General features: G+C 69.7%; 13 protein-coding genes and 1 pseudogene. 9 read left to right on the top strand and 5 right to left on the bottom strand.

Annotation, left to right across the window (positions count from 1 at the left end; genetic code table 11):
* Nucleotide 1 precedes the first annotated feature (1 nt).
* The 5 genes from ACIQGV_RS10480 (at nt 2) to ACIQGV_RS10460 (ending at nt 7,044) form a co-directional block, all read left to right on the top strand.
* The gene (locus ACIQGV_RS10480; protein WP_402492997.1) at nt 2-3,754 is read left to right on the top strand and encodes a hypothetical protein; all 3,753 of its coding nucleotides are present in this window, start codon (nt 2-4) and stop codon (nt 3,752-3,754) included.
* Between the two features lie 24 nt (nt 3,755-3,778).
* A complete protein-coding gene (locus ACIQGV_RS10475; RefSeq protein WP_402492996.1) occupies nt 3,779-4,681 on the top strand; it encodes a hypothetical protein in 903 nt (300 codons plus the stop codon).
* A 259-nt stretch (nt 4,682-4,940) separates the two neighbouring features.
* Nucleotides 4,941-5,654, top strand: coding sequence for a hypothetical protein (locus ACIQGV_RS10470; protein ID WP_402492994.1), 714 nt, complete (start codon nt 4,941-4,943; stop codon nt 5,652-5,654).
* A 139-nt stretch (nt 5,655-5,793) separates the two neighbouring features.
* The gene (locus ACIQGV_RS10465; protein ID WP_402492993.1) at nt 5,794-6,678 is read left to right on the top strand and encodes a hypothetical protein; all 885 of its coding nucleotides are present in this window, start codon (nt 5,794-5,796) and stop codon (nt 6,676-6,678) included.
* Between the two features lie 210 nt (nt 6,679-6,888).
* Nucleotides 6,889-7,044 (top strand): hypothetical protein, encoded by a 156-nt coding sequence (locus ACIQGV_RS10460; RefSeq protein ID WP_402492991.1) that lies wholly within the window; start codon nt 6,889-6,891, stop codon nt 7,042-7,044.
* A 696-nt stretch (nt 7,045-7,740) separates the two neighbouring features.
* On the opposite strand, the gene ACIQGV_RS10455 is transcribed toward ACIQGV_RS10460, so the two are convergent.
* Together ACIQGV_RS10455 and ACIQGV_RS10450 are read right to left on the bottom strand one after the other, a co-directional pair.
* Complete coding sequence (locus ACIQGV_RS10455; protein ID WP_402492989.1) at nt 7,741-8,367, bottom strand: RICIN domain-containing protein; 627 nt, start codon at nt 8,365-8,367, stop codon at nt 7,741-7,743.
* Between the two features lie 991 nt (nt 8,368-9,358).
* Complete coding sequence (locus tag ACIQGV_RS10450) at nt 9,359-9,787, bottom strand: organic hydroperoxide resistance protein (RefSeq protein WP_402492988.1); 429 nt, start codon at nt 9,785-9,787, stop codon at nt 9,359-9,361.
* A 100-nt stretch (nt 9,788-9,887) separates the two neighbouring features.
* Here ACIQGV_RS10450 and ACIQGV_RS10445 point away from each other — a divergent pair, with 100 nt between their 5' ends.
* Both ACIQGV_RS10445 and ACIQGV_RS10440 read left to right on the top strand, forming a co-directional pair.
* On the top strand, nt 9,888-10,589 hold the full coding sequence (locus ACIQGV_RS10445) for an alpha/beta fold hydrolase (protein ID WP_402492986.1): 702 nt from the start codon (nt 9,888-9,890) through the stop codon (nt 10,587-10,589).
* 16 nt (nt 10,590-10,605) lie between these two features.
* The gene (locus tag ACIQGV_RS10440; RefSeq protein ID WP_402492985.1) at nt 10,606-11,283 is read left to right on the top strand and encodes a winged helix-turn-helix transcriptional regulator; all 678 of its coding nucleotides are present in this window, start codon (nt 10,606-10,608) and stop codon (nt 11,281-11,283) included.
* A 352-nt stretch (nt 11,284-11,635) separates the two neighbouring features.
* Here ACIQGV_RS10440 and ACIQGV_RS10435 read toward each other — a convergent pair whose 3' ends face one another.
* The 3 genes and pseudogenes from ACIQGV_RS10435 to ACIQGV_RS10425 form a co-directional block, all read right to left on the bottom strand.
* Complete coding sequence (locus ACIQGV_RS10435) at nt 11,636-12,181, bottom strand: DUF3291 domain-containing protein (protein WP_402492984.1); 546 nt, start codon at nt 12,179-12,181, stop codon at nt 11,636-11,638.
* 426 nt (nt 12,182-12,607) lie between these two features.
* Complete coding sequence (locus ACIQGV_RS10430; protein ID WP_402492983.1) at nt 12,608-14,206, bottom strand: MFS transporter; 1,599 nt, start codon at nt 14,204-14,206, stop codon at nt 12,608-12,610.
* 129 nt (nt 14,207-14,335) lie between these two features.
* Nucleotides 14,336-14,878 (bottom strand): annotated as a pseudogene (locus tag ACIQGV_RS10425) (NAD(P)/FAD-dependent oxidoreductase); the annotation flags it as partial.
* A gap of 98 nt (nt 14,879-14,976) precedes the next feature.
* Between ACIQGV_RS10425 and ACIQGV_RS10420 the strand changes: the two are divergent.
* Together ACIQGV_RS10420 and ACIQGV_RS10415 are read left to right on the top strand one after the other, a co-directional pair.
* A complete protein-coding gene (locus ACIQGV_RS10420; RefSeq protein WP_402492981.1) occupies nt 14,977-15,567 on the top strand; it encodes a helix-turn-helix domain-containing protein in 591 nt (196 codons plus the stop codon).
* Between the two features lie 133 nt (nt 15,568-15,700).
* Nucleotides 15,701-16,567: a class I SAM-dependent methyltransferase gene (locus ACIQGV_RS10415; protein ID WP_402492979.1), complete on the top strand. Its 867-nt coding sequence runs from the start codon at nt 15,701-15,703 to the stop codon at nt 16,565-16,567.
* Nucleotides 16,568-16,818: the final 251 nt, after the last annotated feature.

Here is a 16,818-nt window from a genome sequence, read left to right as displayed (position 1 = left end):
CATGGCACTCGCCCTCACCCGTCAGTTCGTCTGGACCGTCCTGCCCAGCGGCCGCACGGAGACCACCGGAGGACAGCGGGCGCTGTTCTCGGTGCTGCTCACCCCACGGCTGCTCGCCCCGCCCGGCACCACGCCGACCGTCGGACAGTTCGGTATGCAGACCTGGCCCTCCCGCCTGAAGAACATGAACTTCGCCGCGCACCGGGGCGACCGGCCGCTCACGCTCACCCGGGTCCAGATGACCTCCGAGGACGGCCGGCCGATCTGCACGCCGGACCAGCAGCTGTCCGCCTGGCAGACGATGTTTCCCGCCTCCATGCCGGTCCGGCCCCATCAACCGGCCACCTATCGGGATCGCCAGGTCCGGGACTTCCCGGCGGACGAGGCCGGCGCGGAGATCAAGCAGGCGTACGCCCGGGCCACACGGGCCCTCGCCCGAACCGGCGCCCGCGACCACCGGCAGCGCGCCCAGCGGGAGGCGGCGTTGCGGGAGATCGCGCGGACCTGGCAGGCCGCGGCGGTTCTGTCCGACCACGACACCGACGAAGCCGACACACCACCGCTGGTGCGGGCCTACCAGTTCTACCGTCGGGAGGAGGCCGGCCTCACCTCACACGCCGACGAGGAGGCGGCCCCGGCCCTGGACTTCCACGACGTCGTCGCCCGGCTGGCCGGTCACCCCCTCCTGCTGCGCACGCTGGGCCTGGTGGTCGACTTCGCGGTACCGGTGACCGAGCTGACCTCCCTGGACGGCCCCGCCCACATCCGCCTCGAACCCAAGTGGCCCGTTCCCGACCTCGCCGCCCCGGCAGGCTGGGCCGACGCACGCCAGGACGATCTCCGGCCGACGACCGCCTACTCGCTGGTCGGCTCCCGGTTCGTCCCGCTGATGCCGTCACCGGCGGGGACCACACGTCCCCAGGGGATGCTGCCCCTGGCCAAGGTCACCCTGGCGGGCACACCCACGAACTCCCCTTACACGATCATGCCGTTCGACGTCGACAGCGCGGCGCTGCGTATGGTCAGCGTCGCCCAGTCGGACCGCGGCCAGGTGCCGCCGGAGGCGGCGGGGGCCGCCGGCCTGCCCGCCCTGCGCTCCACCGGCTTCGCCTTGGTCGAACGCAACCGTCGGGAGGAGCACCTCGCGCGGCTGCAACGGGCAGGCGACCGGGACACGGCGCAAAAGCTCGTGGGCTCGCCGCTGACGGCGGAGAACCTGGTCGCGGGGTACCGGCTCGACGTCTTCGCCGCCGGACGGTGGCACTCGCTGTGCCGGCGCCGGGCCCGCTACACCGTCGGCGGGGTCACGATCCCCTCCGAGGCCGGTCAGCCCGGCCTGCTGGACGAGGGCTTCGTCCGCATCGGCTCGGCGACGACAAGCCCCGGTGCGAACGCCGCGCTCTACATCCACCAGACCGTGGCCCGCTGGGACGGCTGGAGCCAGGTGGTGCCCCGCCCCGAAAGGGTGGTCGATCCGGTCGCGGCCGAGCCGTCGCCGTTCACCATGGCCACCGAGACCGAGCCCGGGTCGCTGCCCCGGCTGAAGTTCGGCTCGACCTACCGGTTCCGGGCCCGGCTGGTCGACCTCGCCGGCGGCGGGTTGCGGCGCGACCAGCCCGGCGCGGAGGACGCCACCGAGAAGATCGTCCATCGGCGCTTCGAGCCCCATCCGGCACCGGCCCTGGTGCCGACCGCGGCCTACGTCGACGGCGCCGGGCCGCACCGCATGGCCGTCCGGACCGAGCGCGGCACCGACGCGGCCGCCTACGCCGCAGCGCACGGCTACCCGGCCGCCGAGCTCCGGTACCTGTTCCCCCCGAAAAGCTCGCTCGAACTGGCCCTGCAGTACAACGGGGCCTTCAGCAGCGCGTTCGGACCGGGTGTCGACATGGACGAGGTCCGCAAACAGTTCGAGATCGCGACACGCGCGGACAAGGACGTCGGAGACATCGCCGGGGCGCGGCACGAGAGCGCCTCGGACGGGTCAGGAACCTATGTGGTCGCCCCCGCCGACCCCCCGTTCCCGAAGCCGCCCTGGCTCGCCGACCGCGGGACGGTCTGGGTCAACCTCCAGAACCGGCCGCGGCCGACCGATCCGGACACCGGCTATCCGGGAACGGCCGACGGGTTCGACTCGAAAGAATCGCAGAGCCTGTGGCGGGGGACCTGGCCCGACATGGAGCCCATCGCGCTACGGGTCGAGCCGGCTGCCGGCGGGTGCACCATCAGGCGCAGCCCCGGCCTCGGCCCGCGCACGTTCACGGTCTCGCTGGGCCCGGCCGAGCAGGTCACCGTCGACATCCCCTCGTGCCCTTCCATGCTCGCCGTCCCGGATCTGGGCATCCCGTACTGGGCCGGTGCCACGCAGGATCCGAGCAACCCGGTCAACGTCGACGCGGAGCACGGCCGCAACCCGCTCGTCAGCCCGCCGCGCACGGTCACCATGGTCCACGCGGTGCAACGCCCCCTGGCTCACCCCACCGGCCGGTTCCTCGCCGCCCGGCGCATGGGCGACACGGATGCCGAGCTGGAGACATCGGCGTTCCACATCGACGTGCGCAGCACCGGGCGGATCGACGTACAGGCCGAATGGACCGACGTCGAGGACATCGCTCCCGAACCGCCGGTGTCGAGGCGGGTCGTGGCGAACGTCGGCTCGTTCGAGATCGCGCACAAGCCGCTCCTCCTGAAGCCACCCGACGGCGCGTTCCCGCTGATGCGCCACGAGTTCGGCGACGCGCGGCGACGGAAGGTCCGTTACACGGTCACGGCCATCTCACGCTTCAGCGAATACTTCGGCCGGGTCACCGCACAGGATCCGCGGGCATGCACGGTCACCAGGACACTCGAGGCCACCGACGTGGCGAGCACGGCCCGGCCTCCGGCGCCGGAGGTCCGCTACGTGGTGCCGAGCGTGCGGTGGACCCGGTCCCGTGAAAGCGGCGGGGCAGTGATCCGGTCCTCGCGCAGCGGCGGCGGCCTGCGCGTCGTCCTCGGACGGCCATGGTTCGTCACCGGCGTCGACGAGGCGCTCGCCGTCCTGGTCTGGCCGCAGTCGTCGGCCTCGCCCACCGACCGCCAGCGACGCCATCTCAGCCTGGCCGGCCGCGACCCGCTGCGAGCCACCGCGACACCGTCCGCCGTCCTCGACAAGACCCACGTCCGCGCGACCGTCGCCGAGACAGTGAACCTCGCGGAGCTGGGCGGTGTCCCGGTCGTGGCGATGGTCAGCCCCCTGGACCCCCGTTCGAGCTATGACGAGGACGTCGACTGCTGGTTCGCCGACCTCGACCTCTCCCCCCTGGCTGCGGCCTCGTACCGCCCGTTCGTCCGACTGGCGCTGGCCCGCTACCAGGCGAACACCGCTGACCGCGACCAGCGGCTGTCGCCGCCGCTGGCGATCGAGCCGGTCCAGCTCCTCCCGCCGCGCGAACTCGTCATCACCCGCACCTCCAGCCGGGCGGAGGCCGTCCTCAGCGGTCCGGGGCCGACCGGGTCTCCCTTCACCGCGGTCCGCGCCGAGCTGCAGGCTTTCGCCGGTGACCCGCGTGCGGCCCGGGACGGCCTGATCGGGCCGTCGGGCTGGACCGTGCTGGCCCAGGCGACCGGACGGCTGAGCGACAGCCTCGGACTCGATCTGCGGCCCACCGACGGACGGCCGATGCGTATCGCCGTCACCGAGACCGAGTCCGTCCCCGGGGCGGCGGGCGACCCGGGGCGCCTCATCTACGCCGACATCGCCGAACTCACGTGACCGCCCATGTCCTGAGGAGAACCGATGGTGTTCCAACTCTTGCCGGAGAGAGAGCCGATCGAGATCCGCGGGGGCGCGACCGGGCCGCTCGTCCCGTTCGTCGTGCCCCTCGAGGCAACCGAGATGTTCATCCGCGTGATCGCCCTCTGGCGCGACAACCGTCCGCTCGTCGGACGTGCCCCGACGTTCGAGCTCAAGTCCGGCCGTGACGGCCAGCTCACCGCCGTGGACGCCGGGACGGGCAAGGTCGAGATCCAGGAGATCAAGGGCGACATCGCGGCATTGGCCGAGGTCCAGCGGCTGCCCCTGGACAGCTACCTCATCACCCTGGCCGGGCTCGAGGAGAACCCAGGCCCCTGGTACCTGCGCATCACCAACAACGACGCGGAGACCTTGCGGTTCGCCTGGGTCTCGTCGCACTGCGAGGAAGAGACTCTCCAGCCCTGGATGGTGCTGGAGCGCGCCACGACATCCCAGGACGGTCTGCTGGCGCTGCACGGTGAGAACCCCGAGACCGTGATCACGGTACGGAACCAGGGCACCGCATCGCTGACCGTCAACGATCCACCGGGCACCCGGCTGGGTTCGGAACGATCGCCGGTGGTCCTGCGGCGGCGTCCCGCGTCGATCGCCCCGCACGACACGGACGAGCTGGTGGTCGAGTGCGAGCAGGTCCGCTTCGCGGATCGCTTCAGCCACACCTTCGACACCAACGACATGAACCGCGCACGGACGACGCTGTCGTTCGAGGTCCTGCCTCACTCCTCCGCGCACGACTCGCTGGACGACGAACCGGCCTTCTGCCGAGCCTGCGAGCGGTGCCCGGACTATGTGCCGCCACCGCTCGACATCGGCGGTCCGTGCGAGACCTGCGGGCATCGCGGTGCCCAGCACTTCGATGTCCCGCCGGATCACCGGAACGTCTAGGCAGGGCCCTTCTGATGGATCTCCGTGGGAGCGGGAGCGGCGTCCGGTGCGTGCGACCGGCGTGCGGTGCGGAGGGCCGTGCGGCGGAGCCATCCGGCCCTTCGCACCGTGCGGCGAGCGAGCGTGCGTGCGTGCCGGGCGTCGCGACGCCGCGGAGATCCGTCAGAAGGGCCCTGGGGCGGCGTTCACGGTGCACGAACCGCTGCCGCAACACCGCGCACGGACTTTCCACACCGGCATGAGAACTGGGTGATATGCGATGAGCGTGATCCAGATGTTCCCCCCCGACAAGCCGTTGACGCTCATGCCCGGCGAGACCGGCCCGCTGATCAAGTTCGACGTACCGATCGAGCCCGTGCCGATGTTCCTGCGGTTCATCGCGCTGTGGACCGACAACACACCGCTGGGGCGCGACGCTCCGACCTTCGGGATCAAGCTGGGCGAGGGCCTCATCACCACGGTCGCCGCGGACGGCACCGAGGTCGGCATTCCCGGGCCGAAGGAGGGAGGGACGGCGAGCTGTCGACGCCTGCCCGATGACATCTACCTCCTGACGGTCGTCAATCACTCGGAGTCGAGCACCACGTGGAAGCTGCGCATCAAGAACAGAGCCGATGAGACGTTGCGTTTCGTCTGGGTCAACTCGAACATCACCGACGACACGTTCCAGCCCTGGATGGCACTGGACGACCAGCTGTCGATCATCAGCGGGAGCCCGGGCGGCTTCGCCGCCGTGCGGAACTGGGGACCCGGAACGCTCACGATCGAGGACAGTCCGGGAACGCCGGTCGGCGGACAGGAATCCCCCGTCGTCCTCGTCCACCGTCCGGCGGAGATCGCCCCGCACGGCGTCGACCACCTGGCCTTCACCTGTGGGAACGTCTTCAACCGCATGAACCTCGAGCACACTTTCAAGACCAACGACGACAAGGCCGACCACGCCACCCTGCGGATCGTGGCCGACCCGTTCTGAGAGGCGAGCAGAAGAGGCCGACATTATTTCTCTTGAACTGCGGACGATCAACGGTTCCCGATGAACCGTCCGCGAACGAACTGACGCCTGCCCTCGGACGACTGCGTATTCGATCGCATGCAGCAAGGGTGAAGAGATCATGGTATTCAAACCGTTCCGGACCATCCGCCTGACCGAGAATCAGAAGAGCTCTCCGATCGAGTTCGTCGTGCTGCTGAATGCCGAGCAGACGTTCCTCCGCGTGATCGCACATCTGCACCCCAACGTCGTACACGGCGGCTCACCGCCGACGTTTCTGATCAAGGCGGGCATGGGCGATCCCACGGCCGTGGACGAGGGCACCGGCCCGGTCGGCATCCCGGGAAGCGGGGGAGCGACAGTGGCAACCGCCGTTTGCCGCCGTACCGCCGAAGACATAGACACATACCTGGTGACGGTCACCCACAGCGCCCCCTCCGGACCCTGGCAGGTTCAGATCAAAAACAACGAACCCGAAGCGCTGGAGTTCGTCGGCTTCATCTCGCACGAGGAGGACGAGACGCTTCAATCCTGGGTGGAATTCCCAAAACCGCAACTGCACGCACGAGAAGAAATAGAAACCACTCACGGGATCGGCGCCTACAACGCCGGCACCAAACCGTTGACCATCAAAGATCTAACCGGCTCACGATTCGGCGACGACGGATCCCCCTGCGTCATAAAGGCCCGTCCCGATCTGATCGCCCCTCATGACGAGGGCCTGATCACCGTCAAATGCAGCCCCCTTGTGGGAGGACGCAATGAACGGTCGGAGGGATTTGCGCACACCTTCAGCACGAACGATCCTGATCCCGCGCACTCCCGAATGAACTTCAAGGTCGTGTGGCCGTCCTTCCCCACCATGTGCCAACCTTTCGAAGGGTGTTTTGTCAGGTGCAAGGAGTTCGTTCGACGGTTGCCGCCGGACGAGTTCCAATGCGAGAACTGCTTCCATGACGCCGGCTTCCACGGACTCGAAAGCAACCCTGTCGAGAATCCACCCTGAGGGCAGAGCTCGGCAGTTGGGCCGCCGACGTGGTGAAGCCCTGGTGGATGGGCCTCCGGCCAGGAGAACCGTCTCCCCCGGAAACTCCACACACTCCCCCGCCTGCGGGTGGGACACACCTGTGCCCGGCTCCCGGCCGGAAGCGATGACGGCGGGGTGACAGAACTCGCCGATCCCGGAACACGGGCGGGCTCGTCCGGAAGGAGATCGGTGACGAACGCACTTCTGTACGATCGGAGCAACAGGATCGTCGAACTGATGGAGCAGCCCGCGCAGCGGCGTGACATCGACTGGATGCAGGACGCGGCGCAGCAGGCGGTCCTGCTGGAACTCGCCACGCTTCCCCCGTGTCTGTGCGGCCTGTGATCGATCGACACCTCGACCGGGGACGGCTCCGCCTTCGACGAGACGACGGCACCGAAGTACCCTGCTACGTGGGTCCATGAGGGTCTCGACACCGGTGAGGTCATCGTCCACGGGCCGCCGTTCGCCGACGCGGCCGATGAGTTCGACGCGCTGTTCACCACCTTCGAGCACACGGCCTGGCGCTGTGCAGTGCCGTACGCACGGTTCGGGAGTCACTGACGAACGGCCAGTTCACGGAGTGGCTCGGCGCAGCAAGTTCAGGACCGGCCCCGCCTTGGCCGCGATTGAACGTGCCTCCAGGGCCGCCGGCGCCTCGGAGACAGCCTTCTTCTGCGCCGACGATGAGGCGCACGTGGGCAGACCTGGCTTCTCGGGAGGCTGCGGAAGAGCCGGAGGAGTCCGTGAGGGCACGGTCGGCCGAGCTCAGCGAAGGACCACGGCCCCCGTGCCACCACAGCGGTGTACGGGGGCCGGATGTCCGACTACGAGCACCTTGCATGCAGGCGTTCGGCGGTGGGCCGACGTGAGCATTCGATCAAGCCGCCCCGGTCAGGGCTCGCTCACCGCCGGACAGACACGACCGCTGCGGTCCCGCGGCCGACCTCGGCCTCGATCCCGTCTCCCGAAGGGCCCTGGCTCCCGATCCGGCCTGCCCGGCGTGGCGCGGACCGGCTTGCGACGTCAGTACCAGAGCTGTCAGTACCAGAGCTGGTTGTCCCCACCGGTGTAGCGCCACACGTGGGTGTAGGCACCGTTGTTCGTGGCGTAGTTGGCGACATCGAGGAAGCCGCCGTTGTAGCGGTTCTGCCACTGGTAGACCGTCTTGTTCGAGCCTTCGAGAGATCTGGTGCCCCGCGGGATCATGATCCACTGCTGACTGCTCTGGTACACGTACCCACTGCAGTTCCACTGGTGCACCCGGACACCGTCACCCGTCCACGGGCCCTGGATGTCGATGCACTTGCCGGTGTAGAGGTTCCTGATCCGGTAGTACGAGTTCCCGCCCACGCTTCCTTCGTTACGGAAGCACCAGAGCTGGGGCTCTTCTCCGCGGTTCTCCCAGAGCGTCACCGGCTTGCCGTCCGAGAGGCTCGGTCCGTCGATCTCGGTGACCGTGCGCACTCCCCGTGCCCTGGTCGCCTGGACTGCCCCCATCCACTGGGGGTAACCGCCGGCGTTCCAGCCGCTGCCGTACTTGTTGAGACAGCGGTTGTCCGCCGCGCTCGCCGTGCCTGCAGTGGCGATCACCACGACCGTCCCGAGCGACACGAGCGTCACGAGACTCACGAACATGGAGCTGAGCTTCCTGAAGAGCTGCTTCACCTGTTCCTCGCCTTCTCGACCGGTGGAAAGGAACCGCCGACGGGCGCAGCTCACCACACACGAGATGCCGGCCGGCCCCGAAGAGAACGGGGCGCACACAAGACATCCCGCCTGGGACGAGATCAACGATGTTCCCCCGGTGGCACGTCCCCTCGCCCTGCACCCCGCAGGGCTCGCCGAGGCTATGGCCAAGGTTTCGGGCCGTCAAGATGTTCGGAGTGCAATCGTTTTGCCAGATGAAGATCGATTTTTTTAGGAATGTGCGGCGCTGCCAGTTTTGCAGCGTGCCGAGAATGCGCGGGGCGGGGTGAGGTGAGGGCGGGACGAGGGCGAGCAGCCCGGGGGCACATTCAGTGGTCCGAGCGCCGCGATCAGCACCGGCAAAGGCGGCGACCGGCTGTTGCACGGCGAGCCGCATCCGGGCAACCTCCTGGACACAAGGAGAGGACCACTTCTCGTGGACCTCGCCACCTGCTGCCGTGGGCCGATCGAGTTCGGCCTCGCCCACGCGCCCGGAGAAGCGGGAAAGCACTGTGCGGGGGCCGGCCACGACCTGATTCACCGGTGCCGCGCCCTGAACTGGGCGATGTTCCCGGCCTGGCGCCGGCGCCGGGACGACCGGATGCCCGACCGGGACCACCGGAGAGTGGAGGGCTCAACCGGGTTCGTGCCGCGCTCGATCCCTGCGGACCGGGCTGAACTCGAAGCAGAGGGGCTGCCGGGCCGGTTCCGATCCGCTGCACCGTATGCGGAATCCCGACACGGTGCGACGGTCGAACCCGGCCGGCTTCAGACGCCTTGGCACGGTGCAGAGAAAGGGCACTGCAGCTACGGCTTCTTCGCCGAACGGCCTGCGCCCGCCGCCCTTTCCACGTCCCCGAGGAGTCCACCGAGAGTCAGCGGCTCGGCGGACATCCCCGCACGCGCCGGGCGCTGTGGCGTGCCGGGCTCGGCGCGTGGGGCCCTGTCAGCAAAGGGACGTGAGCGGCCGTCAGAGCCGGTTGCCGTTGGCCACGAGGAGGACGTCGATGTTGCCGCGCGTGGCGTTGGAGTAGGGACAGACCTGATGTGCCGTCCTGACGAGTCCGGCAGCCTGCTCGTCGGTGACGGAGGGCAGGGTGATGCGCATCTCGACGCCCAGTGCGAACCGGCCGTCTTCGCCCGGGATCAGCGAGACCGACGAGTCGATCATCACGTCGTCCGCCGTGAGCCCACTCCGCTGTCCGACCAGTGTGAGCGTGGCGCCGAAGCAGGCGGCGTAGCCGATCGCGAAGAGCTGCTCGGGGTTCGCTCCCTCGCCGTCCCCGCCCAACTCCTTGGGCCGGCGCAGCACGAGATCGAGCGTTTCGTCCGTGGTGCGCCCGCGGCCGCTCCGGCCACCGGTGACGTGCGCATGTGCCGTGTACAGAGCCTTGCTCATCCTCAACTCCCCTCATTTGCTTCCTGATTCAGAATCTGACACTTCAAAATCTGGAAGTCAACATCTAGCATCGGGGGCGAGCGACCACGAGGAGGACCCGATGACCACGTTCGTTCTCGTCCACGGCGCCTGGCACGGCCCCTGGGCCTGGGACCGGGTCGTCCCGCTGCTCCACCGGGCGGGGGCCCGCACCGTCACACCCGATCTGAACGCTGCCGCGGACGCCGGGCTGCACGACCACGCCGAGGAGGTCGCCTCCGCTCTGGACGCCGTTCACGGGCCGGACAGCGTCTTCCTGGTCGGCCACAGCTACGCCGGCCTCGCCGTCCGCGAGGCCGCCGACATCCGGCCCGACCTGGTGGACCACATCGTCCTCGTCGACGGGTGGGCGGGAGCGCACGGCGAAAGCCTGCTGGACCTCGCCCCGCCGGCATTCGCCGACGCCGTGCACGCGGCGGCCGACGAGCGCGGCGCCGGAAGGGTCGTCCCGCCCCCTGCGCCATCGGCTTTCGGCGTGACGGACCCCGCGGACGCCGTCTGGCTGGCGCAGCGGTTGCGCCCGCAGCCGCTGCGCTCCTTCACCGAGCCCACGCGCCTGAGCGGGGCCGTGAACCGCATCCCCGGAACAGCCCTCTGCTGTCGGCCGCACGCCTACCCTTTCGACCGGTTCGCCGAAGCCGCGGGATACAGGACGCAGCCGCTGGACGCCGCTCACGACGTCCCCCTGACGGACCCCGAGACGCTGGCCGCGCTCCTCCTGCACACCGCGTCCACCGGGCCGGTCCGGGAACAGGAGGCGTGACATCTACAGTGATGAAGTGGAACAGCGAACGTACAACCAGTACTGCGCGACCGCGCGCACCCTGGACATCGTCGGCGAACGGTGGACACTGCTACTGATCCGCGAACTCCTCACCGGACCCAAACGGTTCGGCGACCTCCAGGGCAGTCTGCGCGGACTGGGCACCGGACTGCTCGCCGCCCGGCTCAAGCACCTGGAACGCGAGGGCCTGGCGCACAGGACGACACTCCCCCCGCCCGCGCGGACGGCGGCCTACGCCCTGACGGAAGCCGGTGAGGAACTCGCCCCCGCGATCCTGGAACTGGCCCGGTGGGGACTGAAGTGGGCGATGGAGGAGCCACGCCCGGCCGACACCTTCAGCCCCGCCTGGGCCGTACTGGGACTGCGGGCCTGCTTCGATCCCGAAGCCGCAGCCGGGCTCCGCGCGCTCTACGACTTCCGCATCGACGACGAGCACTTCCACGTCAGGATCGACGACGGCGGCATCGAAGCACTGCACGGGCCCGCCCAGCACCCGGACGCGACCATCACCATGGACCAGGAAACCTTCCTGCGTCTGACCGGGCAGCACCTCACCCTCACCAGTGCCATCGAAACCGGCGCCGCCTCCGCGTCCGGCGACCCCCACGCCCTGCACCGGCTCGGCAGCCTCTTCCGCCTGCCGCCCCACCGCTCCCGCACGACGCAGCAATGACGGTGGGACAGTGCCGGCCCGCGGGACGACGGGCCCGAGTCAACCGCCCTCTGAAGACGACGGCGACCTCCCCCCCTCGACGGGGGCATGTGCGGCAGCATCCGCCTCACCGACACCCGTCACCCCACCACCGGGGCCGGTTCACCGTCCTGCGTGCGAAGGAAGACATCGGCGACCGGTGGTTCGCCGCCGCCATGGACGGGCGTCCCTTCCGTCAGGTGACGGGCTTCAACGCCGGTGAGGCAGGCCGCCGTTCCGCCGGCTCCGCCACCGCGAGGCTCCCCGGCCGGACGAGGGTGTATCCGCTGATCGACTGGGGCCGGTGGCGGCACGAGGCCGAGAACTGCCTGCTTCACCGGTTCGGCCCGATGCCTTTGATCCTGGTCGCAGTTCCGTCCGGGGCGAACGAGTCGCGGAAGGTGAAGGCGTACGGCGCGGAGCCGTGGCCGTGGAGGTGCTCCAGCCTGGAAACCCCGTCCCGCCAGGTGGGTATCACGCCGTCGGCCACCCACCAGAACACGTAATTGGGGTGTCCTGTCCTCTCGAACCAGTCGTAACGCCTGTTCAGCGCCTCACGGTGCAGACCGGTGTGGACGGCGTCGAAGGCGGGGCGCAGGTCGGTCCAGAGGGAGAGGGTCGTGGCCAGGGCGGTGGTTTCCGCCGTACGGCCCTTGCCGTACCAGGTCGGTACGGCGAACTCTCCCCATGCACCCCAGTCCGCCTCGAAGAGCGCGCCCCGGTCACCGTCTGCCGCTTCAGCACGCGCGAGGTATCCGGGATGCTGACCGATCTTCCGGTAGACGGCCTCACCGATGTCGTAGAACTCGTGCGTGAGAGGTGCGGGATCGGCGAGAGGCGACTTCAGGACACCGAATGTGTACAGAGCAAGATGGGGCATGCGTCTCTTTCTGGTTGAGGCTGCCTGACGTGGACCCGGTCCGGTGGCTTACGCACAGGGGTGAGGGTTCGTGGGGCGCGATGGACTCGTCCCGTCGCGGCAGGCCCAGCCCGAAGGAACCCCCTGAGCGACCGCGGGCGACCGCCGAGGACCAGACGAAGGTAGCTGCCTCTGCGAGCCATGTCGAAGTTGCAAGTTCCCTGCCCACGTGGCTTCTTGTGCGGGCCCTTGCGGGAACCGGGGCGCCCGCGCTGCCTGCCGCCGTGGAAGTCCGCATCGGCCCGGCACATGCCGGGAAGCAGCATCGGCAACCCCGCTCAAGCCCGTGTGCCGGGCCGGGGCGTCAGGCATCGCGGGATCGCGACGCCTGACGGATGACGCCTGACGGATGACGGATGACGGATGATCTGCCCCGTTGTCATGAGGTCATCGGACGGCGACGGTCTCCGTGGTCTCCGTCTCGTCCGCGATGGCGAGGTCTGAGCTTCTCGGCCCGCGAAGAGCGACGTGGACGAGCAGCATGCCCATGATGACGACGCCTGCCCACATGGCCTGCTGCCAGCCGTCGACGAAGGACTGCTGCGCGGTGTGGACAAGGTCCTGGGCGTGGCTGCCGGTGCTCGGGGCCACCTCGACGGCGTTGGCGATGCCTTCGCGTGCGGTGTCCGCGGCCCCCTGGGGGATGCCACCGAGCTTGTCGTCGATGGCGCTGCGGTACCCGTCGGCCAGGAGCGCGCCGAGCATCGCGACGCCCAGGGCGGTGCCGAACTCGCGGGTGACGTCGTTGAGGGCCGAGGCAACGCCCTGCTTGGCGCGGGGCAGGGAGCTGGTGATGGCCTCGGTGGAGGGCGTCATCGACAGGCCCATGCCGATGCCCATGGCGAGCATGCCGGGGAGGACGGACAGGTAGCCACCGTCGACGGAGACGGACGACGCCATCAGTGCCAGGCCGAGGGTGGCCAGGGCGATGCCCACGGTCATGGTGGAGCGGGCGCCGATCCTGGCGGCCGTCTTGGGGGCCAGGCCGGACGTCGTCATCATCATGATGGCCATGGGCATCATCGCCAGGGTGGACAGCAGGCCCGACCAGCCCAGCACGGCCTGGAAGAACGGGAAGAGGACGACGGCGATGCCGGCCTGGACTCCGAAGACGACGAGCAGCGTGACGGAGCCGCCGGCCAGGCCGCGCTCGCGGAAGAGGCGTACGTCCAGCAGGGATGCGTCGCGGCGGTGCAGTTCCCAGGCCACGAAGGCGATGGCGGCGACGACGCCGACGGCCAGGCCGATCAGGGAGACGGGGTCGGTCCAGCCGCGCTCGGGGCCTTCCTGCAGGACGAAGATGAGTCCGATCACGGCGACGGTGGATACCGACGCTCCGACGGTGTCGAAGGAATGGGTGGAGCGTTCGCGGGAGTCGGGCACCGACTTCAGGGTCATGGCCAGCGCGACGACGACCAGGATCACGGGCAGCACGAACAGCCACCGCCAGTCCGCGACGTCCACGAGGAACGCGGAGAGGAACATTCCCAGGATGCCGCCTCCTCCGGCGACTCCGGTCCATACGCCGATCGCCTTGCCCCGTTCCTCCTCGGGGAACGTCGAGGTGATGACGGCCAGCGTGATCGGCATGATCATCGCGGCGCTGATGCCCGCGGCCACACGGGCGCCGATCATCACTGCGGCCGACGGGGCGAGCCCGGCGACGACGCCGGCCGCGCCGAAGACGATCAGTCCGGTGATCAGCATGGGCTTGCGGCCCAATCGGTCACCGATCGCACCGAGCGGCAGCAGCAGGGCGGCCAGGGCAAGGGTGTAGATGTTGATGATCCACAGGACAGTGGTCTGTGAGGCGCCCCACTCGACGGCCATGTGGGTCTGGGCGACGTTCAGGCCGGACACCGACGCGATGACGGCCATCAGCGCGATCGACACGGCGATCAGGATCGCGCGCAGCTGACGCGCATCCGGCACACCTCCGCCGTTCACTGGCGTGGCCGCCGCCTGGGGAGGCTGGTTGCTGCTCATGGTTTCCTCTCAGAAAGGGCATGCGGAATCAGCGCGCCGGCGCAGGGCCGGCCGCAAAGGGGTGGTGAAGCAGGAGGTTGCGCGGACCGCTGGGCGCAGTCGCGCGGTTCAGCTGTGGCAACCGGAGTGTCAGGCGGAGGTGTTCGCGGCCTGGGCGGCGGCGAGGGCCGCGTCGGTGTCGGCGACGGCCGGCAGAGCGTCGATGTGGGATCCGGCCAGGGCGCCGGGCGCGGCGGACGCACCGACCTGCGCGGTCGGGTCGGTGGCGTTGCCCGCCGCCCACACGCCGGGGACGTCGGTGGTGCCGGCCATGGCGGAGGCGAAGCGGCGGCCCATGGCGTCGGGCAGGTCCTCCATCGGCAGCTTCAGCCCGTCCAGGCCCTCGGTGCGGGCCTGCAACCGGGTGGCCACCGCGATCACGCGCCGGGCGACGAAGGTGCGGTCCACCAGGCGCAGACCGGTCAGGGCGCCGTCCTTGTCGACGGCTTCCTGCACCTCGGTCTCGACGATGCGGATGCCGCGGGCGGCGAACGGGGCGCGCGCGTCCTCGTCCAGGCCGGTGCCATGGGTGAAGTGCACCAGATCGTCGGTCAGCTGACGGAACAGCAGTGCGTGGTGGAGGGAAGCGGGGCTGGTGGCGACGATGCCGATGGGCTCGTCGCGCACTTCCCAGCAGACATGTCATGCCCTTTCGTCGTACCTGGCCCCGTACCGGACCATCTGCGTTCGACGTTAAGCCCGCATTGCATTCAAGGCATACGATGTTGCCTATGACGCAAGAAGACGGGCAGCTGGACGGCCTCGTACGCAAACGGATCCGTGCCCTGCGGGTCGCTCAGGGCTGGTCCCTGGAAGAGCTGGCCACCCGCGCCAATCTCAGCCAGTCCTCACTCAGCCGCATCGAGAACGGCCGGCGCCGTCTCGCCCTGGACCAGCTCGTCACCCTCGCCCGCGCCCTGGACACCACCCTGGACCAGCTGGTGGAGAACGCCGCCGATGACGTCGTCATCAGCCCGATGATCGACAGCGCCCACGGCCTGATGCGCTGGCCTGTGAAAGGTGACCCCGGCATGAGCGTGACGCGCCAGCGGATGACCGAACCGCCGCCCGACAACCCCGCCCGCATGCGTGCCCATCCCGGCCGCGAATGGCTTGTGGTCCTGTCCGGCACCGCCACTCTCATGCTCGGCCATCGCCGGTTCCGCATCGAGACCAACCAGGCCGCCGAGTTCCCCACCATGATGCCGCACGCGATCGGCGCCGAGGGCGGACCGTGCGAGATCATGGGCATCTTCGACCGTGACGCCCGCCGCGGCCACCAACGCGATGCCACCGAGACCGGCGACAGCGGCGACGCCTGAACGTCCCGCGAGTGACGGTGCGGGAGGCCCGGCGCGGGCCCTGTCTTGCGTGACGGGCAGCAGGAGAAGCGACCTTCTTGCGCAGGCCGCAAGAAGGTGTGCCGCAGGCGCATGAGGCTCTTACGGTGTCGCCATGACCCAAGCGCACCAGCACACCCCTCACGGCGAAGGCGGCCATCACCATGCGCACGACGATCGCAGCCAGGCCGAGATCCTTGACCTGGATGCCGAGGTGCTCGCCGAGCACCTCGCCCTCATCACCGCCTGGCTGCCGCTGAAGGCCGAACCGCGCCAGATCGTGGACCTGGGCTGCGGCACCGGGGCGGGCACCTTCGCGCTCCTCGACCGTTTTCCCGAGGCGCACGTCACCGCCGTCGACACCTCGGCGGGACACCTGCAGCTCCTGCGCGAGAAGGCGCGCGCCCATGGGACGGAGAAGCGCGTGCGCACCGTGCAGGCCGACCTCGACGCCGCCGCCTGGCCCGGTCTCGGGACGCCGGACCTGGTGTGGGCCTCGGCCTCGATGCACCACATGGCCCACCCCGACCGCACCCTGGCCGGCGTCCACGATCTGCTCGCCCCGGGCGGCCTGTTCGCCGTCGTCGAGCTGGACGGCTTCCCCCGCTTCCTGCCCGCCGACGCCCCCGAGAACCGGCCCGGTCTCGAAGAACGCTGCCACAGGGCGACCGACGCCTTCCACGTCGAGCACGTCCCGCACCGTGGCGCCGACTGGGGGCCGATGCTGTCCGCCGCCGGTTTCACCGTCGAGGACGAGCGCACCGTCACCGTGAACATCGAAGGCGACCGCAGCGAAGCCATCGGCCGCTACGCCCACGGCAGCCTGCGGCGCATCCGCGGCGCCGCAGCACCGGCGCTCAGCCCCGAAGACCTCGCCGCACTCGACGAGCTCCTCGACACCGACAGCCCGCACAGCATCCTGCGCCGCGACGACCTCACGGTACGCACCGAGCGCACCGTCTGGGCAGCCCGCCGCGCCTGAGTTCCGGCCGACCACGAAGCCTGGCGCCGAAGCCGGCGGGAGAAGATCTCCGGCGCGAACGGCAAGGCCGGCGTCGTCGCCGAGGAGGACGAGGGCTCCCGCCGGTCCGCGTCCAAGGGCTCGGCAGACCACAGGCCGGGCAGCCGGGCCCGGGACACCCCTGGGCCCGGCTGCCCGACCGCGGTCAGGGCCACTGTCGCTCTCCCGTGCGACGGAGCCGGGCGAAGGACAGGGGGATATCCCCCTCCAAC

The organism is Streptomyces sp. NPDC093094, assembly GCF_044754345.1.
GTDB lineage: Bacteria > Actinomycetota > Actinomycetes > Streptomycetales > Streptomycetaceae > Streptomyces.
This window is presented reverse-complemented; position numbering and strand designations above follow the sequence as displayed.